The organism is Fibrobacter sp. (assembly GCF_045601785.1).
In the GTDB taxonomy this organism is placed as follows: domain Bacteria; phylum Fibrobacterota; class Fibrobacteria; order Fibrobacterales; family Fibrobacteraceae; genus Fibrobacter.
In genome coordinates this window covers 37,442-60,871 of record NZ_JAZSAF010000016.1, presented here as the reverse complement: position 1 = coordinate 60,871, position 23,430 = coordinate 37,442, and the positions used below count along the sequence as shown (strand labels likewise).

Sequence of the window (23,430 nt, the reverse complement as noted above, 5' to 3'; positions counted from 1 at the left end):
GACGCCGGACATGCCGTTCGACATGAACGGCAACAAGGTGGTTGTGACGGATTCGTCCAAGCTGGACTTCGAAACCAATCCGAAGTTTGAATTCTATGTCAAGGTGACCAACTGCGAGTACGACTCGAAGGGTAAGCTTGTCGCTGGTGCCGCCTGCCTTGAAGATTCTGCGAAGGTGATCATCAAACTGAAGGATGTTGACGAACGTCCGAAGATTATCATCGATGATCCGGACGATGACGACGATGATGACGACTCTGACACCCTGTGCGTTGCCCACTGCGATACGACGAACCGTGGAAGCGGCGATCATGGCAAGGATATCTTGACCGTGGCCGTGAACGAAAATGTGCCGACGGGTAAGGTGGTGTTCGAATATGTCGTGTATGACGAAGACGCCGGTGACATGGAAAAGCTTGTTCCTTCGATTGAACAGGTTAGCTCCAATGTCTCCGGTAAGACCGCTGAGGACCTCTTCGTTATCACCAAGAAGAATGTGGGCAAGAACAGCCAGGGTAAGGACAAGTGGAAGATAATCGTGTCTGTCAAGGATAGCACCTTGCTCAACTACGAAACGCTCCGTAATGCGACTTCCAACACCGATCCAAATCCGCAGTATACCGTGCGTGTCATCGTGTCCGAACCGGATGGACATGGTGCCGAACTGAAGGATACGATCATCCGTGTGATTGAAGTCCGCGACGTGAACGAGTCTCCGCTCTTCGACGTGTGGCCGTGTGAAATTGCCGAAAACAACGAGATTGGCGATTCCATTGGCAAAATCGAGCATCCGAGCGACATTGACTCCATGGCAAGGCCGGAAAATGTCGACTTCTATGACAACCAGTTCAAGCTGGTGGGTGGCGATACCGCTCTGTTTGACTTGGAATATGGTGGACCGCTCAATATCAAACTGGTGGCAAAGGTCAAGTTCGACTGCGAGTCTGAACCGTACAAGGATCGTTGCGGCGTCAAGGACGCTTTCAGCGTAGTCCTGGATTACTATGACAAGCAGGATCCGTCCATCAAGATGACGAAGACGGTGCCGATTACGCTTATCGATGTGAATGAGCTGCCGGAAATCAAGACGGAAGTCATCGAAGTCGTTGAAAATGCGAAGAAGGGAACTGTCGTTGATACGATTGTTGCCGAAGACGTGGATGTCTACGACACCGTGCTGACCTACACGCTCGCTGAAGACAACAGCAAGTGCTTCGACATTGGCAAGAACAGTGGCATTGTCACGGTGAAGACGGACAAGTGCCCCTCTCTTGACTATGAAAAGAATACGGAACTTCCGATCAAGGTGAAGGTCACCGACACCAAGGGCGGCTCTGTATCGAAGATTATCCGCGTGAAGATCAAGGATGTGAACGAAGCTCCGAATCTCGACGACAAGACCATCACGGTCAAGGAAGATACACCGGTTGGTTCTGTTATCGACAAGGTGGTCGCGACAGATCCGGACAAGGCTTCGGAATACAATAATCTGACCTATAAGGTTATCGGTGGCGATACGACGATGTTCTCTATTGATCCGAAGACCGGCGAGGTGACCTTGAAGGATACGCTCGACTATGAACTCAAGGCGCGTGAATACACGCTGCGTGTTCAGGTTGATGATGGTGAGTTCACCGATATAGCTTCGCTCAAGATCAAGATCAAGAATGTGGAAGAATGGAGCGACGTGGTCATTACCAAGTACGAAAACATCGATTCTACTTGGAATTACCCCGATACGATTTACACGAACCAGCCCGAAGGCACGATCACCTGGAAGCAGGATGGCGAAATCGTGTCGAAGGACACCACGCTCAAGAAGGGTAAGAACGTCATCGTGATTACCTACAAGGATCCGACCAAGGATTATCCGGGTAAGGATACGATAGTCGTGATGTTCAACGACGATACTCCGGTGGTGACCGTGTCTGCTAAGGCTGTCGATGTCAAGGCCGAAAACGTTTACACGATTGTGGAACGCACCGACCTTGCTGCCGAAGACACCAACATCTATGTCAACAAGCTGAAGGATTCGATCTATGTGACGGTTAAGGACAAGGCAAGCAAGCGCGACACCGCCTTTGCAGTCGAAATAAGCCTTGAACCTGTTGTCGTTCCGCAGACGACCCTCAATAAGGTTTCTGACATTGCGAAGAATACTCGGCCGATTGACGACATCAAGCTGAGCAACGAAGCCACCCGTATTTCGCTGAACGGAGATGAAGTCAAGCTGACTTACAACGAAGTCTACGGCAAGGATACGGTGACGGTTTCCTATGTGACGGACAAGAAGGGTGAACCGGTCAAGGTGCCTGTGATGAACGCGAAGGGCAAGATCGACTCCCTGGAAATCATCACGGTTTCCTACAAGACCGTCATCAATGGTGAAGAAGTGACGATTTCTTACCAGGCTGAAGCCAATACGGGTGAAGTCCTCGCCAAGGGCCCGTCGGGTGAACTGATGGTGCAGGGCGCCTCGAAGAAGTCTTCTTCGAAGGATGGCAAGGAATCTTCTTCGTCCAGCACGGATGTCGTTGGAAAGATTGCTTCTGAAGGTATCTTTACGGTCGTGTCCGAAAAGGCTGACACCTTGGGCAACTCGACGGTTGTGTCTTACGCAATCGACGAAAAGGGCGTCATGGTGAAGAACGAAGAAGGCGATGTCGGCTATGCAGTCACCTACACCTATGTGAATATGTACGGCAATGCGGCCTCCCAGTCGGTATTCATCGTGCTCGACCAGGTTGGTCCGAAGGTCGAAATCATTACGCCTGAAAACGGCAGCGTTGTTCGTTCCAACTACGTGACGGTGGAATGGACTGTCAATGGCGTCAAGCAGGATACCTTGACTCTCCAGGGTCTTGAAAAGGGTGCAAACGTGATTGTCCGCTTCTACCGCGACAAGGCGGGCAACGAAGCATCTGACACCGTGTTCGTCGTGATGAAGGACAGCAAGGATGTCGATCTCGCTGTTGAAGAGCCTGTGACCGAAATTACCAAGGAAAAGGTGGATGAATACTATGCAGTCAATCCGCCAGAAGAAGGACAGACGTTTGCTGTTAGCATTCGTAACCCCACTACGGGTGAAGAAAAGGAAACCTTGATTGGCGGCAAGTTCAAGACCAAGGACGGAAGCGGCAAGGAACCTTATCCGGGTGTAAAGGGCTCCAAGCACTTGGGTCCGACACTTACGATGGATGTGAAACTCCCCGTGATCAATGCCGTGGGTGGCCTTGCCACGATGGATGACTTGGTTAGTTCCGATGGCATGATCCCGCTGGAAGGCGTTGACGCCGAGAATGCGACCAAGGTGACCGTGGAACAGTACGTGGAAGACTACTGCGAAGACGGCTTCAAGCTTACGGGTGACCTTTCCCAGGTGAACATGTACAGGTCCAAGATGCATGTTCAGATCTGGATCTACACATCTCTTGGCAACTTTGTGGATTACTACGCCTTTACGCAGGACCTGAACGATCCGAGCTTCGCGAACGAAGCGGGTCTCTTGGAGATGTACTTCGAAAAGAAACCGGATAAGGATGGCTTTGTGAAGGCCGACAACGGCAAGCTCTACGCAACGGGTTCTTACCTCTACAAGGTGGAAGCGTCCATCCGCTCGGAACTCCGCTGTACGCTTCCGCCGGTGGCTGATCCCACGGGCAAGAAAATGGGCGACAAGGTCAAGTCTGGCGACGAACTCCTGAAGTCCTTCGGCTACAAGAGACCGCCTAACAAGTAAAGCTCATTCAAGATAGTTGAAGCTCCGGCTTTGCCGGGGCTTTTTCTATAATTTGGTGGGGCTTTGAAACACGATGAAAAGGAGCTTTGTATGGGTATAGAAGAACGTAGCACTTTGGTCTATTCGACGGCTCTGGGTGGCCGTGTCAAGGAAGAAAAGCCGAAGGCCGCTCCTCCGAAGGGCGATGGCGTGGTGCGGATCCAGCTGAAAAGGCTCGGTGGCGGAAAAATGGCTAGTGTCGTCACGGGAATTGCCCTTGAAGAGGATGAATTGAAGCAACTATCGCGCGAATTGAAGCAAAAATGCGGTGTGGGTGGCTCCGTCAAGGATTTTAACATCGAAATTCAGGGCGACAAGCGAAATGTCCTGAAGGCCGAGCTGGAAAAAAGGGGCTATACGGTAAAACTCTCGGGAGGCTAGGACAGTCTCCTTGGGTTGATTCTTATCACCAGCAAAAAAAAATTGAACCGCTTTTCTAAAAAAAAGTCTATTTTCTAGATAGAAAGAGAAGAGGGCTTCGTATGGTTCGGTTTATTGTTTCGCGCAGAATGCTTTTGCATGCGATGTTGTTTGTTGCCGTTTTGCCGGCAATGTTGTTTGCAGCACCTGCCGTGGGTAAGGTGCGCATGACCCTAGGCGATGTAACTCGTTGGAAGGCGAAACTGGACAACTGGCAGGAACTGCATCCGGGTGCCAAACTCTACCAGTCCGACAAGGTTCGTACTGGGGAAGAATCCGAAGTGGTTTTTGGATTTCCCGATGGAAGTTCTATTTCAATTGCCGAAAAGACCGAAGTGGAGTTGGTGAATTTATTTGAACCCAACGACGAGGGCGGCTTTGAAACCCAAATCGACATCAACAAGGGTTTTTTGAATTTTGCCGTACATAAGCTGAAAGACAAAAAGTCTAAGTTCATTTTCAAGACTGGGACGGCGACGGCATCGATTCGCGGAACGGAAGGCTATATTGGCGGAGAAGGAGTTTTCTTTGCGGGCCTAAAGACTGGAAAGCTTGAAATTACACCCAAGGGGTCCAGCAAGCCAGTTTCTATTATTGCTGGGGAAACAACCTTTGGCACAGATTCGCTCGTGGTTGTGAAGCTTGTTTCTTCGGGAAACGCTCGCTTTGCAAGAACTCTCGAAAAAATACTTTCGGCCAAGTCCAAGTCGGTGAAGGTGCTGCAAGATGAAATCCTGAAGGCCGATACTGTTTTCCAGGAACAGCTGAAGGAAGAAGAGAAGAAGGCTGCGGCGCAGTTGCCCGAAAATGGATTTATCCTGAAGACAGAATCTCCGATTGAAATCTGCGAAAACGGATTTACCGTGGAAGGGTCGTACCGTACATCGGACGAGTCTGCGGCCTTGGTTGTCAAGGTTGGCGGATACACCTCGGGCAACCTGATTCGCTCTTCTGATGGTAAGGCTCACTCTTTTGCTGAAAAAATCGTGGTGAACGACGAAACGGGGCTTTGGACTGCCGACAAGGCGGTTGTTGAGTTCAAGAGCGCTTCGGCGACAAATAGCAAGACGATTGAACTGCAGGTGAACAAGGCCTGTTCCGAAGTCAACACGAAGGCTCCGACCATTTCGATTGCAACCTACGATTCGCTGCGCTGTATTGCCAATGTATCTGTCGGTGAGATGCAGAACGATGCTGGAATATTTGTCGTCCAGGCAGATGGTAGCCAAATTCTCGAAGAAACGGTAACCAAGAATGTCCAGAAAAGGGTGAAACTGCAGAAGGGTAGGCATGAATATGTGTTGCGCATCGAGGACCAGGCCGGAAACCTGGCTGAAATTTCAAAGATAATGGGCTGCTATCCGAACAAGCATTTTACGGTTGAGGTCTTTGGCGCGGCTAGGGAAGTGCTCAAGGTACCGCCCCCACCGAAGGACGTTCTTGACCGGATTTTGCAGACGCTCCAGTTTAGAATCAGAATTCCAGAAAACAATCCTGAATATCTGTACAAGGTGACTGTCCGGCAGAATGGAAAAGTTATATTACAGGAATCCCTATCGCAGATTCATAGCCTGGACTACCAAATTCCGGTGACACTTTTGCGGGGTGGGAAAAACCGTTTCGACATAGAGGTGGTTCACAAGAGCGGCTACGTGTCGAAGGGTAAGAAGGATTACGAGGTCCGTTGATGATTACAAGGGCTGGTTGGGTATTCGCCTTGTTTATGATGGCAGCACTCCACGTGAGTGCGTTTGCCGTTGATAGGGAGTTCCCCCAGGAGAGCGTTATTGGTGGCCCGGTGGCCGGTTTCTTGAAGAAGGATCATTCGCCATACCGGGTTAAGGAAACTCTGGTGATTCCTGATGGAAAGGCGCTGATTGTCGAAGCGGGAGTCGAATTCTACTTTGACGAAGGGGCCGGTGTCGATGTCCGTGGTGGTTCGCTTGCCATTATGGGGGAGGCGAACAATCCCGTTATCATGACCTCCTTGGAAAAGAACAAATATTGGAATGGTGTTTCTGTTACGGGGCTCAAGCGAGCCGAAGTGCAGGGAATCCATGTGGAGAACGCAACCTTTGGCTTTGCTGTAGAAAGTGGTGCACTTGAAATCCGCGATGCGATCGTATCCAATGCGAAAAGGGCGGGCGTCTATGTACGCAATGCATCTGTTGCCATGCAGTGGACCCAGATACAGGATTGCCGCTCCATTGGCGTATGGGCAACCCACAGCGCTTCGGTTGACATTGATGCTTCGTCCTTGTCGGGAAATCGCATCGCTTTAGTGGCGGGAGAAGGCTCTTCCATCGCTTTGCTGCGGTCTCACCTGGATGTAAACGACGTTGCTATCCTAGATTTTGGTGAAAACAGCCTGAGACAGCGCAATTCCGTCATCGAAGGAAACATGGTTGGCGTTGTTTCAAGTGATTTGCCTTCCGAAGACATCAAACTGGCAATGAATAAGAACCAGAAGGATTTGTCTGATGCGATAAATGATCATATCGATGTCCTTGGTGAAGAACCGACGAATCCTTACGCCGATGGAAGAAAATTTGTTGGAAAGCAGATGGATTCTTCGCTCGATTCGGTCTGGTCCATTTCGGGAAATGTCGGTGTTGAAGTCGGTTATCACAAGGTCTTGACGAAACACAATCACGAAAATGAGCCCTACGTGTCGCAGGAAGATACCGTGTGCCGACACGAGCGCTATGTCAACTATTTCCAGGTGCCAGGATTCTTTACGAACTGGAACGCGAACATTTTGATGAAATCTCCGTCGGGGGCCACCTACGAGTTGATTGCAGATGTTGCGAGCGATTCTTGGGACCACTTTAAAGTTTACCAATTCCAGGCAAGCTACACCGATGCCATGCAGCGGTTGGTCTTGGGAGATTTCTTCAACAATGCCGGTGAGCTCTATATGGCAGGCTTTAACGCTTTTGGCGCTTCCTACGATATCAACCTGTTCAAAAATTCGGCGCGGGATCCCCTATTTGTGGGATCTGTCTTTGTAGGTGAGGAAAATGCTCCCAAGAAGGAAGGCCGTCGCAATTATGATGTCTACAAGGACTATGTGGACGATGGAGAAGCGGAAGCGCAACGGATGATCGTTGGTGGCAAGGTGCGCTGGAATATGCACCGCCGCTTCAATGGAACCCTTGGATTTATCTCCAGCAAGGATTACCTGGAAGATCCATTTTTTAGGGATGGTATGTCGTCGTCGACCAACACCTCCAATCCGCTGGTGTCTTCGAAGAACTTCTTTGCCGATGGAAACTGGTTATTCTTCCCGGGAGATATCAAGCTGAATGGTCAGGTGGCTGTGGGGGGAGCCGATACGGTGAATGTCGCAAAGATTCGTGCAGTTAACCAGGTGTTCTCCGATGCTGGACTTGATCCGTCGAATTTTGCTTTGCTAAACGAGTTGATGTCGAATCCCAATCGGGTGAATTCCTTGAGCGTTGAAAAGCTGGAAGCGATATTTGGTGAGAATTCGATGATGACTCCTTCCGAAATGCGTGCCGAGTTGAAGCGCTTGCTTGCCCAGGCGTCAGCCATGGCAAAGGAAACCAAGGTCGATGAAATGCGCCCGTCGCATGCGGACTTCTGGGGACATGAGCACTGGGCCGTGTCGGGAGCTTACCAGTGGTCGAATTCCAAAACCTTTATCGAAGGGTTCTTCCGCTATGTGGGTCGCGAATATTACAGCGCCGGTTCGCCGGATCTTTTGCAGAATACGCGCATGATCGGTGGAAATTTGAAACAGAAAATCTATGAATTCTGGAATCTTGGGTTTGGCTACACCATGAATGTCGAAAATGCGGCGGGCGAAGGTGACGCTTACAATATTTTCGGCATGGGCGAAGGAACCCAGTGGGGCATGTTCTCGGGGGCGGAAAGCGACTGGCTCAAGGAACATGAGCAGGATCAGAACAGGACGCTTTATATTCACGACGCCTACCTGAGCAATACCTTCAAGCTGAACGAGAAGGTGGGGCTTTCGTTCAAGTATGCGTTCAACTACAGGACGCGCAGTACGCCACAACGCCTTTATGCGAACTATTCCATCAGTTCGGGGATCTATAAGGATCCATGGTTCAAGGCTTCTGGCGGACGTCCGAGTCTTACGGTGATTGATGGTCTCGATACGATGGAAATTGATTCCAGTCGCTGGATGCAGTACTATGAATTAGCCGATGAAGATTTTTTGGCCACTCAGTTCACTGAAAAGTTGATGAAGCATACCCTTGAACTTGGCCTCTCCTTCAAGTTCCCGAAGAATGTATTGAATGTGGGTGGAGTCATCGTGACCATGTCGGACATGTCTGACTTTGAGCAGGATAAACTGATTGCTCCGTTTAACTTTACGAATGAAACTTACGGAATCCTTGGTTACTACTTCCATGGTAGCGACTATTTTGAGCAGCGTTATCCAGTTTCTTTGACAACTTCCCTCGATGGAGTTCGCAATATGTTTGTCGTGACACCACGCTACAAGGCCTACAACCGTAACGAGATGAGTGAATTTGAATGGAGCGTGATGGATAATCTGGATATCGAGCTCACTAAGGATTTGCTCGAACTTTCGCTGTCGGGTAGCCTGCGTCAAAATTTCCTAAGCTATGAAATAGAAGATGAAAAGTATGACGAAATGGAACTCGATATAGAGGCGTCTTCGAAATTGCGCGTTCACCATACGCCTTCGCTTTATTCGGATTGGACTTTAGGGGCGCTCTTCAATTATCGCCCCGATAACCGTGCCGATGAATATAAGGATTTCTATGTGATGGCAGCGCTGAATTACGAGTTCTAGTTTTCCTAAAAGAAGATGTCTATGTTGCATATAGGTTGTCATTTATCCTCTTCGGAGGGCTTTCTTGCCATGGGGGAGACCGCCCTTTCGATTGGGGCGAACGTGTTCCAGTTTTTTACGCGTAATCCGCGCGGGGGTGCTGCCAAGCCTTTTGACAAGGCGGATGCGGCAGCTCTTGTCACCTTGCTCGAAAAGAATCATTTCGGTCCGATTCTTGCCCACGCTCCCTACACGCTCAACGCCTGTGCCGCAGACGAGGGTCTTCGCGGATATGCGGTCGATGTGATGAAGGATGACATTTTTCGCATGGACCATTTCCCTGGAGCCATGTACAACTTCCATCCGGGAAGCCATGTGAAGCAGGGGGTCGATGTCGGAATTGATCTGATTGCTGATGCCTTGAACAAGATCCTGAAGCCTGAGCAGAGGACTTTGGTGCTGTTAGAGACGATGGCCGGAAAGGGCACCGAAGTGGGGCGGACCTTTGAGGAAATCCATGCCATCATTGATCGTGTGGAACTTTCGGACAAGCTGGGTGTCTGCCTGGATACTTGCCATGTCTTTGATGGCGGTTACGATATCGTGAACGACTTGGATGGTGTCTTGGAAAAATTTGACAAGACGATAGGTCTTAATCGGCTCTCGGCGATTCATTTGAACGATTCGAAGAATCCGATGGGTAGTCACAAGGACCGTCATGAGGTGTTGGGAGGGGGCTTTATCGGTCTTTCTGCCCTGTTGCGGGTCGTGAACCACCCCTCGCTTAAGAAGTTGCCTTTTTACCTGGAAACGCCCAACGAATTGCCCGGGTACGAAAAGGAAATCGCTCTGGTGCGACAAAGATCGAGATAGGTGGCCTGCTAGCGGTTGCGGTGGTAAACAGATAAGTAGCCTCTGGACACCCGATGGATTCTTTGAAAATGCTATTCTTGCGTCATGAAGATTCCTGTCCGATACAATCATGTGGGCTACACTCCCGATGATGCCAAAATTTTCTTTGTGAATCCCGCCGAGTTGTCGGTACAGGGACGGATTATGCCCGAAGACTGTTACTTTAGCATTATGCGCCGTACAGTCAGGAGTGAAGCGGTTTGGGAAGGAATCCTGTCACTTGGAACATTTGAACATTGTGGAGAATGTGAGTATACGGGAGAAGGCCTTTGGACTGGGAATTTTTCGGAAGTCCGTGATCCTGGGCTCTATTCAATTCAGATTTGGCGTAGAGGTGGTGCAGAGAGGGAAACTCTGCTTTATGAAACAGCTCCGTTTGAAATCTCACCGGTATGGTTTTTCCGCCAGCTAGTGGCAAACATCAAGTCTTTCTACTATCAGCGAAGCGGCGTTGAGCTGACCGCGGATTTTGCGGGAAAGTGGGCGAGACCGGCTTCGCATCTAGATGACTCGATCAAGTTCCATCCGAGCATGGGCCGTAGTGGCACCTGGAATGCGCATGGGGGCTGGTACGATGCCGGGGATTACGGCAAGTATATCGTGAATGGCGGTGTGTCGGTCGGAACTCTGCTACTGGCTTGTGAGCTTGTTGAACAGGAGTATGAGCGTTCCGGCTTGAAATTGGCGGAGGTTTCAGTCGATTATGACTACAGTACCAAGCTCAATCAGGTGATTCGCGGTGAGGCTCCGTTTGTTTTACAGGACGGCCTTAAGATGCATAGCCTCAAAGACGAAGTTCGTTTTGAACTTGAGTTTTTCCTGCGGATGCAGGATTCCGATGGAGGCGTGTTCTTCAAGATAACGCCTGGGCACTGGGATGGCTTTGTATCGCCGCGCGATTCTGACCTGCTGCAGGAACGTTTTGTGTTGGGCAAGTCGACGACATCGACGCTCAATTTTGCAGGAGCGCTTGCGATGGCGAGCCGCGTGTATCGCGGGTGCGATGCAGCGTTTGCGAAACGCTGCCTGCAGGCCGCGGTGGCGGCATACCGCTGGGCGGCCGAGCGCCCGTTTGTAGACTGGCCGCACAATACCGAAGGCAGTGGGGGCTACGGCGATGAATGTGCAGATGATGAATTCTTCTGGGCGCGGGCCATGCTTTACCGCGAACTGCAGACACGCGGCGAGGAACTTGGTAGCTTGTTCGGCGATTTGACGGCAGAATCACTCCGCAAGCAGCTCGTTGCGGATATGGACGCTTTGCCGCCGAAGCTTGGACTGGATTGGCGTGACACGCAGAATTTCGGCTGGATCGCTCTTGCCCTTCAGGATTTTGACAAGGAACTGCAGCTGCGCGCTCAAACAGCTCTCGAAAATACGGCTAAGCAGATCATCGAGCTGCAGAAGCACGATGCTTATGGCATCTCGGTTCGCAAGTTTATTTGGGGCAGCAATGGTGAAATTGCAAACCATGCTCTGACTCTTGCGATTGTAAACCGGTGGACAAGCTCCGTTGATGGGAATTCCCTTGGTTTCTGGAGCCGCGAGCTGGTGAACTTTATCTATGGCCGCAATCCGGTAGATGTGAGCTTTGTGACGGGCTCAGCGTGGAGTTCTCCGGTGCATCCGCACCACAGGCTAAGCCATTCCGACGGCATCAAGGAACCGATTCCGGGACTCTTGGTAGGAGGAATCAACTGCGACAGGCAGGACTTGCACCGAGCTCCGCATTATCCCGGAGCCTTGCCGGGGTTCTCCTATACAGATGAACGGTGCTCTTTTGCGAGCAACGAAACGGCCATCAATTGGAATGCCCCATTGGCGGCTGTGCTTGCCTTACTTTGCCTTTAGAGCAGAAGAACTGTCGACACGTGCCGTGTCGATCGTAGCTGTGTCCGCCTTGAGTGAATCGGCCTTGAGCGTGTCAGAGACACTCGGCTGTTCTGAAACTTTGGGAATCAGTGATTGCAAGTCCACGACGGGATTCTTTTCGGCTTCATATTCCTTTGCTGAAATGATGGGTCTATAGTAGCAAGAATCCGCTTCGGTGAGCACATTTGCCGAAAACAGGTCTATGTACGAAGCGAATAGGGCGGCCCAGCCGCGCAGCCATTCCTTGCGTGCTTCCCGGCTTGAAAACCATGAGTCCGCATTGTATTGGTGGTGGTGGTTGTCCTGGGTCAGGTAAACTATCCCTTCGCCGGAAAGTGTCTCAAAAATGTTTTTGACTCGGTAGGTCGATGCGGAGCTTGTAAGCAGAAGGACGGTGTCTGCATGTCGATTCTTGAGCCAGGGGATGATGGTCGATGCTTCACCGATGGATGAAGGATCGTCGTGGCGCACAATGAAGACGGCGTTGCTGTCGAAATGTCCTTGCCGCATAAAGTCATCAAGGTAGAACTCGGCGTTGTTCCGATTGCGCATGATGCGGCGACCGAGAATCAAGACGGAGTCAGCTTTTCCACTTGCCATGAGCTCTGCGGCCAGATCGGTGCGTTCCATGTCTGCAGACTGTCCGTCGAGAACAACGATCCAGTCTACATGGTCAAATTCGTCGTCTTGCACAAGCCAGTGCCCACTTTGTGTCATAATCAGGTAAAATGCAACGACTAAAAAGCATGCAAGCAGGACCGTTGCGCTCAAGATGATTTTCTTTTTCTGAATCTGTTTCTTGGTGGGCAGTTTAGACAAGTTGAACTCCTTTTTGCGATGGGTCTATGTCGCTGCGGTTCTCGGTGCGGTAGAGGGCTGCGTTTTCTCCATCGGCGTAATATCTTTTGCGGATTCCAAACAGCGTGAATCCATGTTTCTCGTAAAAGCGGCGAGCCTTGAGATTGTTTTCGCGGACTTCCAGAAAGCAGCAGTCGTTCTTTTCCAGGTCAAGCTGTGAAAGACCCGACTGCAAAAGCTTGCCTCCGATTCCACTGCGTTGCTCGGTATCTTTGACTGCAATCGACAATAGTTCGGAATCAGCACCAAGCAGATGGAATACCGCATAGCCCAAGATGGCCCCTTCATTTTCGTAAACGACGGCGTAAGTGTAGGGCGCCTTGATTTCAATCTCGTATTGTCGCTCGTTCCAGTCCTGGAACGAAAGTTCACCCTGAATTTTCAGCACGGCGGGAATGTCGGCGGAATTCATTTGGCGTATGGGCATGGCGCAGTTCCTGTTTTTTGCGGAAAAGCTCAGTGCAACTTTTCGAAATACGACGGCTGGATGTAGTTTGCTTCTTGCGTGAGGCTAGGCTCTACCTTGTCGAAAAGCTTTTGCCATAGCGAAAGCGGTTGGCCTTTCTCGTTCACGACCTTGGCGCCAGAATGGGCGATGTAGTCCGACAGGACTTCGTCAGCGAGGGCGGCCTCGTCTACGACGACGGTCTTTACCGGATTTGTCTTGAGGGCTTCGATGACCTGGGCCGTTTCGATAAAGCTTTCGTTTTCGTCTTGGCGCAGGTACCAGTAGCCTTTGCGGGCGCGGATGATGACTGCCGCACTTTCGGGCGCGTCGGCAAAGCTCTCGAGTGCTTGCAACGTGGATACACCGTAGAGCTTGCGCTTGCCGCTAAAGCATAAGCCTTCGCAGAAGGCGACTCCCGTGCGCAGTCCGCTGAAAGATCCGGGGCCGACCGTCACCATGACTCGCGTGACTTGGTCGAGGCTCGCGTGGGCCTTTTCAAGCAATGCGTCGAGCATGGCCGAGGCGGTCTCGCCGCGGGCCGTTTCGTCGACGGTTTCCAGGTAGCATGGGTCGGCGGCGTCCGATTGGAGCAGCGCCATCGAGATTCCCTTGCGCGAAGTATCTACAAATAAGTCGAAGGTCATGGGACTTAGCGCTTAATGTAGAGGCTCTTGTCGATGATCATGTCGATCAGCTGGCTGTAGGTAATGCCGATGCTTGCCGCTTCGGCCGGCAAAATCGAGGTCGGAGTCATTCCCGGAAGCGTGTTTGTTTCAATGGCGAACAGCTGCTTGTCCTTGGTGATGCGCACGTCGGTGCGGCTGTAACCCGAACCGCCGATGGCGTAGTGGGCGTTCTTCACCAGTTCTTGGATACGGGCAGTGAGGTCGGGCTCGAATTCGGCCGGGGTGACTTCCTTGCATTCGCCGTTGTACTTGGCTTCAAAGTCAAAGTATTCGCGGGTGGTCATGCGCATTTCGGTCGGCGGGAGCGGCTTTTCGCCTTCGATATAGCCGCAGCTTGCTTCTTCGCCGGCAATGAACTTTTCGCAGAGCAGGCGGTTGGAATCCTTGAACAGGTCCTGTGCAATTTTGCCTGCTTCGTCAAGGTCCTTGGCGATGCCGATGCCGATGGAGGAGCCGCCCAGCGGGTCCTTGATCACCAGCGGGAATCCGAGTTCATCGGAAACGGACACGAGCGTGTCGCCGGTAAAGTCGTGCTTCCAGATGACGCGATACGGAGGCGTCGGGATGCCGTTTGCCCTATAGATTTCCTTGGTCTTCACCTTGTCCATGGCGAGTGCCGAGGCAAGTAGGCCGCAACCGGTGTAGGGGATTCCCCAGTTCTCGAGCATGGCCTGGATGTGACCGTCTTCGCCCCACTTGCCGTGGAGCGCGAGGAAGGCGATGTCGGCGTCGGGAAGTTCGGAAAGTGCCGGAGACTTTTTGCAGTTAGCGGCCGTACCTTCGAGTCCGCGGAAATAATTGACCGAGAAATTGTCCTTCTGGTAGGGAGAAAGTTCGCGGGAAGACCAGTGCCAGGTGCCGTCCTTGTCGATGAGCACCGGGTGAATGTTGTAACGATCCGGGTTCATGGCACGAACAACGCCGGTGCCACTGACAACGGAAACATCATGTTCGGTGGACGGGCCACCCATTAAAACGAGTACGCGCATACGAGCCATTATAAACCTCTTTAGTAAAAAACTTTGTGAATAATGTAGTAAAATAGTAGGAAGTAGGCGGTAGGAAGTAGACTGTAGGAAGTATCGTATTCCTCATTCCATATTTTTTTATAAACTAGGTTGCCCGTAAGGCGAAAGGTTTGTATTTTGTAGGTATTAGAGAGGTATATGTATGCGTGTGTTTGTTACTGGCGGTACAGGCTTCATTGGTCACTACGTGGTGAAGGCCCTGCTCGAAAAAGGTCACGAGGTGGTGATTGCGACTCGCCACCCGAATAAGGTTCCGACGCTCAAGGCTTTGCCGAATGTTTCGTTCGTGGAATGTGCCCTGACGGATTTTGAACTGATGGCCGAAGGACTTCAGGGCTGCGACGCCTGCATCCATATTGCTCTCGGCTGGGGTGACACTCCTTCTGCCATGTTGATGAACGACACCAGGGCGACTGTGGCGCTACTTGAAAATGCGGCAAAGGCTGGCTGTAAAAAGTTCATCTATACCAGTAGCACCGCGGCAATGGGCCGTATGCGTCCTTCGATGCGCGAAGTGACGAGTAACTTGCCTATGGATCTTTATGGTGCCACCAAGGCCGCAGGTGAAGCCTACGTGCTTGGCTTTACGCATGGCTACGGAACGCAGTTCCCCGAAGTCAAGATGACGCGTAATATTATTCGCCCGGGCTACACATTCGGAAACCCGGCATGGCCTGACGGATGTAGCCAACCGGACCGCCGTTTCTTTACCATGGCGCAGGCCGTCAAGGAAAACAAGGACATCAACATCATCAAGAACGATGGCACGCAATTTATCCATGCAAGCCAGCAGGCTAGGCTCTACATGAGCCTGCTCGAATCCGACAAGAATGAGGAAATTTTCCTGGGCCTTGGCGAAGTCTGGATGAGCTGGAAGGAAATTGCCGAAATGATGATTTCCCTGAAGCCCGGCTGCAAGTCGAAAATCGTTGAAACGGACCTTGGCTGGGCTGACGAGCCGATGCTCTTTGATGTGGGTAAAATCAAAGACCAGTTTGGACTGGCCTTTGATGCACACGAGTTCATGATGGACCACGTCAAGTGGACCTATGAACAGGTTTAGTTAACCGCAGCGGGTCTTGTTCGTATTGGTCCCGATGTAGTCGGGATAGTCGTTGTCGAAACAGGCGGCGCAGTAGTTTTCGCCCTCGCCGGTACATTCCTTCATGCCCTCGACGCTCAAGTAACCGAGGCTTTCGACGCCGAGCATCTTGGCGATTTCGGCAGGTGTCATGGAGCTTGCGGCCAGTTCGCCCTGGCTCGGGAAATCCATGCCGAAGAAGCAGGGGTGCGCCACAGGTGGCGATGCAATGCGAATGTGGACCTCGAGAGCGCCGGCATCGCGCAGCATCTTGGATAGAATCTTGAGCGTGGTGCCGCGCACAATAGAATCTTCGACGACACAGACGCGCTTGTTCTTGAGTACGCCTTCGATGGGGTTGAACTTGAGCTTGACTTTCTGTTCGCGCACGTTCTGCGTGGGGTCGATGAAGGTGCGGCCCACGTAATGGTTACGGAGAAGGCCGATTTCAAAGCGAATGCCGCTGGCCTGGGCGTAGCCGAGGGCTGCGGTAGTGGCGCTGTCGGGTACTGAAATCACGATGTCGGCATCGACGGGGCATTCCTTGGCGAGCTGCTTGCCCATTTTGCGGCGGATCTTATCGCAACTTTGTTCGAAAATTTTTGAGTCGGGGCGGCTGAAGTAGATGTATTCGAAAATGCAGTGGGCCAAGCGGTCCTTTTGCACGAAGCGTTCGGAATGGAGCCCGTTCTTGGTGATGGTCAGGAATTCGCCCGGCTGGATGTCGCGAATGTAGTGGGCGCCCAGCAAGTCGAAGGCGCAAGTTTCACTGGCAACGCACCAAGCTTTTCCCATGCGGGCAAGCGACAGCGGGCGGAATCCGAATCCGTCGCGGGCGACGTACATGGTGTCTTTGCTGATAAACACGAGGCAGAAACTGCCGGTAAACTTGGTGATGGCCTTCTTGATGGCTTCTCCTAAGTCGGCGGCCTCGGTGCGGGCGATTTCGTGCAGGAGAATTTCGGAGTCAGATGTTGTCTGAAAAATATGGCCGTCGGCTTCCATTTCGGCACGGAGCTCGGCGGCGTTGGTGATATTACCGTTGTGGGCGACTGCAATCTGGCCCCATTTGCAACTTACGAGAATCGGCTGCGCGTTGGCCAAGGTTGATGCGCCTGTGGTGCTGTAACGCACGTGGCCAATGCCTGCAAATCCGTCAAATTCGTTGATGTCGTGTTCCCGGAGAAGGGTTGATACAAGCCCCATGGACTTGCGGACGCGAATCTTGTCTCCGTCAGTGACCGCGAATCCGGCACTTTCCTGCCCGCGGTGCTGCAGGGCGTAAAGCCCCATGGTAATATTCCTTACGACAGTGTCGCCATTGTAAATGCCGATCACTCCGCATTCTTCGTGCAATTCGTCGAGCATAACGCCTCTTTGAAATGTATGTTCCCTCTACCTCGAAGGTCATAGCCCACCCGGACGGGTGCAAGCAAAGGAACGGCCGCCCTTGTTAAGCAAAAAATGTGCCGAATTGCTGCTTTGAACAGGATAATGCGGGTTTGGGGCGGAAAAAAAGTGTTTTTGAGAATATCATTGGAAAATATTTTACACTAAATGTAAAACCAAATTTGAGGAATTACATAAATTGTAAAAAAACGAAGGCTTTGCTTTTAACAACTAACAATCAGGGCGACAAGTCCTGCAAACATGGCAACTTTCACGAGTTTTTGGGCGCGGCGGTAGTTGCGCTTGTGGGCGAACACGAGAATAGCAAAAATGGCGGGAGTAAATACGGCTCCGGTAATAATTAGGAAGAGCGTGGGGTAGTAGCCCTGCACCACTGGGAGCGGTAAAATGGCCCAGCTGAAAAGGCAAATGAGGCCGGCGAGGCGCCTTGCGGTGGGGGCCCCTGCAATGAGCGGGAAAGTCATGATGCCTGCTTTTAGGTCGCCCGATTCGTCTTCCAAGTCCTTGTAAATTTCGCGAGCGGTTGTTAGTAAAAAGGCGAACAACATAGCGGGGTAGAGAAACCCGATCTTGTCGGCAGGTTCCATCGTGAAGTTTTCTGTCTCGCTGATGCCTGCAGGGTAGAAAAAGCAAAGTATCAGGGGGGTTACGCAGAGAAGTGCCACCGCCATGTTCTTGAGTAGCGGTATATGCTTCAGGAACTTGTTGTAGGTGACGAGCAAGAGACTCAGGAGTACAAAGAAAATGGCCGCAGTCCAGTTGGTGCCAGAAACGATGCTGTCGGCGATACCGCAGGCAATCGTCAAGACGAGAAAAATGATCCAGGCGCATTGCGCTGTCTTTACCGAAATGGTTCCGCGTACGAGAGGGCGCTCCGGGCGATTCAGACGATCGCTATCCAAGTCCCAAATGTCGTTCTGAATGTTCGCAAAGGCGATGGCAAATGCAAAACCGAGCGTTTGCAAGACGAGTGAACTCCAAGAAATGCCGCCCTGCTGGATGGGCATGAACGAAAGAAGGTAGTAGCCAATTACGAGCGTGACCATCGCGATGACGATGTTCACCGGCCGGGACATTTTAACGAGCGCTAGGAGCATGGCTCAAATATAACTATTTGAAAAAAGATATATTATGGCTATGCGATTCCTTGTCCTGTCACTGATGCTTTTGCTGGTGCTCTCAACCGACTTGCTTGCTGTGCATGTCGCGGTTCTTGAAACAGTCGCAGATGACAGGGCTAGGGACTTTGCCAACCTGTCTGACCGCCAATACATGACAAATGTTTTGCGTGAAGTTGCCGTAAAACAGCTCCCCGCAGAAGAAAATTTTACCATCATGACGCGGGAAAACATTGTGGAAATGCTTCCTCCGGGTAAATCCATAGAAGATTGCGAAGGCACCTGCCTGACGGAAACGGGACGAAACATTGCGGCAGACTATGTCTGCCAGGCGCGGGTGGGGCGCTTTGGCTCGTCGCTTACTCTTTCTGCAGAGCTTTACGAAACGGCCGGAAGCAAGCTTGTGGCAAGTTTCAATGGCCGCGGTTCCAATGTGGAAGAACTGCTCAATGTTATAAAACAGAAGGCTCCAAGTTTCTTTCGCAGCGTAAGGGGGAAGACTTCTGGTATCGGTGATGTTGTCGGTGCAGGAGAATTTAGTTTTGAGGGCGTAAAGAAGGTGGTCGTGAATCTGGTTTCTGTTCCGGCGGGGGCAATTCCCACGGTAGACGGCAAGGCGATTCCCAAATGTACAAAGACCCCCTGTAAAATTGCGGTAGAGGAGGGGACCCACCGCATAGTGATGTCGATGGACCGCTATGACGATGCGGAAATGTTCGTGGATATATCGGAAAGCAACCAGAAGGTAGAGCTGAAGCTTTCGCCGAATTTTGGCTGGCTTATCGTGGATCCCATTTTGAGGGGGCCCGCAGGTAGGGACATGTTGAGTGTAAAAATCGATGGCCGTACAGAAAAAGGAAAAAAATTTGCTCTCGACCCTGGAACGCATAGTGTTTACCTGACGCATCCCTGCTATGATCCCGTCCAGTTTTCTGTGACCATTGCCAGAAACAAGACGGAGACTTTCGATGCCGTCATGCAACGGGGGAAGGGCGGTCTTGAGCTGAATGCTGAATATAGGGGCGAACCCCAGGCGGTTGCCGTATACATCGATGGAGAAGAATCGGGACGGACTCCCTATTCCGGAGAAATTCCGTTATGTGCAGACGTCGTGCTCAGGGGAGATGGATGGTCCGAGACGGTCAAAGTGACTCCACGGTGGCATGAAGTCGTTCGTTATACTCATCATCTGAGTCACAATCCCCTATTGAATAGCGCCTCTCGCCAAGAAAGCTACGTCTCGGATGATGCCGACCATCGAAACGGTTCCCGTTTTTCGAACAAAGTAGCTTCAAATAAGGATGATGACAACTACTACGGATGGGGTTTCCTGATTTCGGCAGGTTATGAGTACACCAAGATTCTGGAACAAAGCGGATTGGAAGATAGGTACATAGAGGTTTATGACGATAACCAGGATTCTCTTAATTGGGTCGTTATACCGATAGCGCTCAAGTTCAAGTATTATGGGAGAGATGGCCTGAATTTCGGCTTTGGCGGAGGCTTGGCATTCTCCTGGTTGAATCTTGGCTATGTGGATGAGGATGGCGAGTCTGACATTGAAAATTTGGACGTGTTTGTTTCGCCGCTAGTTACGGCAGAAATTGGTATCGGGCGCGTGTGGGAATTTGGTATCCGAGAAACGGCTCTCCTGAACACGATGGGAACGACACTTCGCACCGGCGCGTTTGTTACCGCTGGGGATTTGGTGGGGGTTGAGATTGGATGGAGCTACACGAATGAAATGGCATCGGGCGTTTACTTCTCGCTCTATGGGTCGATTCCAAATCGATTCATTTTTGAAGATATTGCGAGACGAAAGCGTGAAGGAAGATGGTGATTTTCTATCTTTAGCCTATGCCGTTTTTTACCAAAAGTAATCTTGTGGACTTGCGGGCGGAAGCCGAGCAGCTTTCGATTTGCGTGGAGCATTTTCTGTATGCGTCGGAGCGCGTGGTCGAGGGCGACTACAAAACGAAGGGTTTTTACGACAATTGCATCGAAAAGTGCAATGGTCGCTTGAAGGCGATTCATTTCTTGATGGAATCCATTCGCCAGAACAGGCCCGTTTCGGAAGAAGAACTGGAAGAAACTTTGCCGGATTTTCTAAATTGCCAAAAGAACGCTAAAGACAAAAAGTGATGCTTGATAGCGATTTCGAAGATGAACGCGAACCTAGACGTGTAAGGCCGACCCGCCGCGATCACCGCAGCAGGCGTATCGACGTGATGCGCGAAATGGAGTCCGGCGTTGTCGACGAGCGCCCCGTCAAGGAACGCTTCAGTCGCGAATTCAAGAATCCCCGCATCAAGAAAATCAAGGACCCGCTCGAAAAAATCGACGAAAAGGACTGCGTCGAGGGCCTGGTGGTGGAAGTGCATCGCCGCACGTGCGAGGCTCGACTAGAAAAGGAGATCCCCGATCAAGTCGGGGATGACATTAAGGGTGAAACTGTTACTGCCATGTACCGTGCGACGACTTCGAAGGCGCTAGGGGAATTCCCGGCGGTGGGCGACCGCGTGCTTTTGGGGCAGGTGAACGAAGACGAGGATAGCGGCGAAGGTGTCGGTTCGCAGAAGTATTGCGTGGTGCGCGTGCTCCCGCGAAAGAGCGAACTCAAACGCCCTGGCCCCCGCGACAGCTTTAGGCGAAAGCTCACCCTGGCCGCAAACATTGACCAGGTGGTGATTGTCGCGAGCGTGACCCAGCCGGAGTTCAACTACGGATTCATGGACCGCTTTTTGCTGGCGGCGAACCTGAACAACTTGCCGTTTGTGCTGGTGCTCACCAAGATGGACTTGCTGCCGAACGGCGAGGCTGACCTGACCGACGATATCCGCGACTTCATGAGTATCGTGGACAAGGTGATTCCCGTGAGCGTGAAGTCGGGGGTGGGCCTTGAACGCCTGCGCGAAGAACTCCTGGGTAAGTCGTCTGTGTTCAGCGGGCAGAGCGGCGTGGGTAAGTCGACGCTGGTGAACGCCCTGGTGCCGGGTGCCGAACTCGAAACTGGCGCCGTGCGCGAACGCGATGGCAAGGGAAGGCATACGACGACGTCTTCGAGCCTGTTCGATTTTCCGGGTGGCGGCTACGTGATTGATACGCCAGGGATCCGGAGCATCGGTCTTGCGAATGGCGAAGACGATATGGACGGCGAAACGTTGGCGAAGATTTTCCCGGGATTTTTCGAGGGCGACTTGTTTACCTGCAAGTACAGCAACTGCAAGCACCTGAAGGAACCGGGCTGCTCGGTGCGCGAGGCGGTAGAATCGGGTAAGCTTTCGCGGGCCCGCTACGCGAGTTATTTGAGAATTTTGAATTCTAGGAATTAGGTTTGATGGATATTGCTGTAAAAATTACCTTGGTGGCGTCGATTGTGCTGGTGGGCTATAACCTGCACCAGCTGGTGACGAGTTACGAGGCAATTTGCGAAAAGGTCAAGGAATTCAAGGCGATGGCGCTGGAAAACGATTCGGACGAGAGTGCCGTGCGCCGCTCGAATTTCGTGCTGACGGCTGTACTTTCGATTGTATTTGTTCTGCTGACATTTCTTTCGGGAATGGCCTACTGGGTTGTGTCTGTGGTGTGCCTTAAGATGCTTGTTTCGATGTTTTTTTCACATTTGGAAATCCGCCAGATTTTTAGGGAAGATTCCATTCGTCCGTCGTTGTTCAAATTGACCAAGGTGGATTCGGTGTTCAATATCTTGACGGGGCTTGCCGTTGCGGTAATCTCTATTTCGTGAGGCTGCTATGAATCGACTGTTGATTTTATGTGCCATCTGTTTGCTTGCCTGGACGCAGGGATTTGCACAGGCTGCGGAAGGTGCCGCTGCTACTGCCGATGCTGGGACGCCCGCGCTTTCTGGGGTTCGAACTCCCTTGATTGTGGGCGGTGCGCTCGGTTTTGGTTCGGGGACGGGTGTCGGTTCCGATCGTGGTATCGGTCTTCGGCAAATTGAGCCGATGATTGGTATCTGGTATCCTGGTATGGCCTTTTTCCGCGTAGGCTACGGCATGTATGGTTACGAGGAAGATTTTGAGGACGGCAAGGATTACGAGGTCGATCACTCCGAACTGGATTTTGAACTGGGTGTTCATTTGTTAGGCCTCCTGTATGCGATGGGTTCCTATTCTCGCGTCAAGGAACTGAGCGACCTGGGCGATGTGGCCTGGAATGAATGGGGGGCCGGCTTTGGATCGATTCTGTTTGTCTTTGCGAAGGCGATGGTGTTTACCGAAGTGGGCTACCGCTGGGTATTGACTCACTATGACCCCTTTATGGATAAGAAGGTCCACGGAGGTCGCCTGCAGCTAAATATTGGTTTCACCTCTTTTGTATTTTAGAGTGCTAGGTCAATTTAAGGATTTATTTTGTCTGATGTGAAGAAAAATGTGGCGGTGTTGGGCGGTGCTTTCGATCCAGTCCACATGGATCATGTTAGGGTGGCGAAGACTTGCCTAGAAAAAAAGTTCTGCGACGAGGTCTGGTTTATGCCGAGTCCCGATCGTTGGGACAAGAAGCTGAATGCAAGCCCCGAAGATCGCTTTGCAATGCTTGAACTTGCCATGGAAGGTGACCCGAGGCTCATTCTTTCTGACCTAGAAATCGAGCAGGGGGACTTTCGCGGTTCGTATGTGTTCTTGTGCAACCTGCGCGAAAAGTTCCCCGATACGAATTTTCGACTGTTGACCGGAGCGGACACCTACGATGGCATTCCGCACTGGCGTGACCCGATGAACTTTTTTGGAACCAACTACAACGGACACTTGCTGCTGCGGGAATTTGAACTGATCGTCTTTGCCCGAAACGGCTACCCGAAGCCGGATGTGGAGACGCACAAGGCGAAGGGGTATGCTCCGCTGTGGTGGCTTGGTCCCGAGGAAGGCTTCGAAGGCGTGTATTCCAGCACGGCAATCCGCAAGGCTCTCCTCTGTGGCGAAGAGCCGAAGGGGCTGCATCCGAAGGTTTACGAGTATATAAAGCAGCATAACCTGTACAGAGAGTAGTGTGGAATGTGTCGTGTGTAA

At 51.7% G+C, this 23,430-nt stretch carries 19 protein-coding genes; 13 read left to right on the top strand and 6 right to left on the bottom strand.

Features of this window, described 5'->3' with window-relative positions:
* The 6 genes from ACKI61_RS02990 to ACKI61_RS02965 form a co-directional block, all read left to right on the top strand.
* A partial coding sequence (locus ACKI61_RS02990; protein WP_407456323.1) for a cadherin repeat domain-containing protein occupies window positions 1-3,739 on the top strand: 3,739 nt, incomplete at its 5' end.
* A 90-nt stretch (window positions 3,740-3,829) separates the two neighbouring features.
* Window positions 3,830-4,159 (top strand): stress response translation initiation inhibitor YciH, encoded by a 330-nt coding sequence (locus ACKI61_RS02985; RefSeq protein WP_407456322.1) that lies wholly within the window; start codon window positions 3,830-3,832, stop codon window positions 4,157-4,159.
* Between the two features lie 101 nt (window positions 4,160-4,260).
* Window positions 4,261-5,886, top strand: coding sequence for a FecR domain-containing protein (locus tag ACKI61_RS02980; RefSeq protein WP_407456321.1), 1,626 nt, complete (start codon window positions 4,261-4,263; stop codon window positions 5,884-5,886).
* Window positions 5,886-9,008: a right-handed parallel beta-helix repeat-containing protein gene (locus ACKI61_RS02975; protein ID WP_407456320.1), complete on the top strand. Its 3,123-nt coding sequence runs from the start codon at window positions 5,886-5,888 to the stop codon at window positions 9,006-9,008. Before ACKI61_RS02980 ends, ACKI61_RS02975 begins: the two co-directional genes overlap by 1 nt.
* 21 nt (window positions 9,009-9,029) lie before the next feature.
* Entirely contained in the window at window positions 9,030-9,860 is an 831-nt protein-coding gene (locus ACKI61_RS02970; protein WP_407456325.1) for a deoxyribonuclease IV, read from the top strand.
* 84 nt (window positions 9,861-9,944) lie between these two features.
* Window positions 9,945-11,750: a glycoside hydrolase family 9 protein gene (locus tag ACKI61_RS02965; RefSeq protein WP_407456319.1), complete on the top strand. Its 1,806-nt coding sequence runs from the start codon at window positions 9,945-9,947 to the stop codon at window positions 11,748-11,750.
* Here the strand turns inward: ACKI61_RS02965 and ACKI61_RS02960 are convergent.
* From ACKI61_RS02960 to ACKI61_RS02945, 4 genes are read right to left on the bottom strand one after another with little or no spacing between them, the layout of a single operon-like run.
* Window positions 11,736-12,590: an ElyC/SanA/YdcF family protein gene (locus ACKI61_RS02960; protein ID WP_407456318.1), complete on the bottom strand. Its 855-nt coding sequence runs from the start codon at window positions 12,588-12,590 to the stop codon at window positions 11,736-11,738. The genes ACKI61_RS02965 and ACKI61_RS02960 overlap by 15 nt on opposite strands.
* Window positions 12,583-13,056 (bottom strand): ribosomal protein S18-alanine N-acetyltransferase, encoded by a 474-nt coding sequence (rimI, locus tag ACKI61_RS02955; protein WP_407456317.1) that lies wholly within the window; start codon window positions 13,054-13,056, stop codon window positions 12,583-12,585. The genes ACKI61_RS02960 and rimI overlap by 8 nt, the downstream gene beginning before the upstream one ends.
* A 29-nt stretch (window positions 13,057-13,085) precedes the next feature.
* Window positions 13,086-13,721: a tRNA (adenosine(37)-N6)-threonylcarbamoyltransferase complex dimerization subunit type 1 TsaB gene (gene tsaB, locus ACKI61_RS02950; RefSeq protein WP_407456316.1), complete on the bottom strand. Its 636-nt coding sequence runs from the start codon at window positions 13,719-13,721 to the stop codon at window positions 13,086-13,088.
* A gap of 5 nt (window positions 13,722-13,726) precedes the next feature.
* The gene (locus ACKI61_RS02945) at window positions 13,727-14,761 is read right to left on the bottom strand and encodes a D-alanine--D-alanine ligase (RefSeq protein WP_407456315.1); all 1,035 of its coding nucleotides are present in this window, start codon (window positions 14,759-14,761) and stop codon (window positions 13,727-13,729) included.
* A gap of 172 nt (window positions 14,762-14,933) precedes the next feature.
* On the opposite strand from ACKI61_RS02945, the gene ACKI61_RS02940 reads away from it, so the two are divergent.
* Entirely contained in the window at window positions 14,934-15,854 is a 921-nt protein-coding gene (locus ACKI61_RS02940; protein WP_407456314.1) for an NAD-dependent epimerase/dehydratase family protein, read from the top strand.
* On the opposite strand, the gene purF is transcribed toward ACKI61_RS02940, so the two are convergent.
* Both purF and ACKI61_RS02930 read right to left on the bottom strand, forming a co-directional pair.
* Complete coding sequence (purF, locus tag ACKI61_RS02935) at window positions 15,855-17,240, bottom strand: amidophosphoribosyltransferase (RefSeq protein ID WP_407456313.1); 1,386 nt, start codon at window positions 17,238-17,240, stop codon at window positions 15,855-15,857. It lies immediately after the preceding gene.
* Between the two features lie 245 nt (window positions 17,241-17,485).
* Window positions 17,486-18,379, bottom strand: a complete 894-nt coding sequence (locus ACKI61_RS02930; protein WP_407456312.1) for a geranylgeranylglycerol-phosphate geranylgeranyltransferase — start codon at window positions 18,377-18,379, stop codon at window positions 17,486-17,488.
* A gap of 40 nt (window positions 18,380-18,419) precedes the next feature.
* Here ACKI61_RS02930 and ACKI61_RS02925 point away from each other — a divergent pair, with 40 nt between their 5' ends.
* Genes ACKI61_RS02925 through ACKI61_RS02900 form a run of 6 tightly spaced genes read left to right on the top strand, consistent with a single transcriptional unit; the run spans window position 18,420 to window position 23,409 of the window.
* A complete protein-coding gene (locus ACKI61_RS02925; protein WP_407456311.1) occupies window positions 18,420-20,240 on the top strand; it encodes a PEGA domain-containing protein in 1,821 nt (606 codons plus the stop codon).
* A 17-nt stretch (window positions 20,241-20,257) separates the two neighbouring features.
* Window positions 20,258-20,542: a hypothetical protein gene (locus ACKI61_RS02920; protein ID WP_073317332.1), complete on the top strand. Its 285-nt coding sequence runs from the start codon at window positions 20,258-20,260 to the stop codon at window positions 20,540-20,542.
* Window positions 20,542-21,732 carry a ribosome small subunit-dependent GTPase A gene (gene rsgA, locus ACKI61_RS02915; RefSeq protein WP_407456310.1) on the top strand — a complete coding sequence of 397 codons (1,191 nt, stop codon included), beginning with the start codon at window positions 20,542-20,544 and terminating at the stop codon, window positions 21,730-21,732. Before ACKI61_RS02920 ends, rsgA begins: the two co-directional genes overlap by 1 nt.
* Window positions 21,733-21,737: 5 nt before the next feature.
* On the top strand, window positions 21,738-22,145 hold the full coding sequence (locus ACKI61_RS02910; protein ID WP_407456309.1) for a hypothetical protein: 408 nt from the start codon (window positions 21,738-21,740) through the stop codon (window positions 22,143-22,145).
* Between the two features lie 7 nt (window positions 22,146-22,152).
* Window positions 22,153-22,746 (top strand): hypothetical protein, encoded by a 594-nt coding sequence (locus ACKI61_RS02905; protein WP_407456308.1) that lies wholly within the window; start codon window positions 22,153-22,155, stop codon window positions 22,744-22,746.
* Window positions 22,747-22,782: 36 nt separating this feature from the next.
* The gene (locus tag ACKI61_RS02900) at window positions 22,783-23,409 is read left to right on the top strand and encodes a nicotinate-nicotinamide nucleotide adenylyltransferase (RefSeq protein ID WP_407456307.1); all 627 of its coding nucleotides are present in this window, start codon (window positions 22,783-22,785) and stop codon (window positions 23,407-23,409) included.
* The last annotated feature ends 21 nt before the right edge of the window (window positions 23,410-23,430 follow it).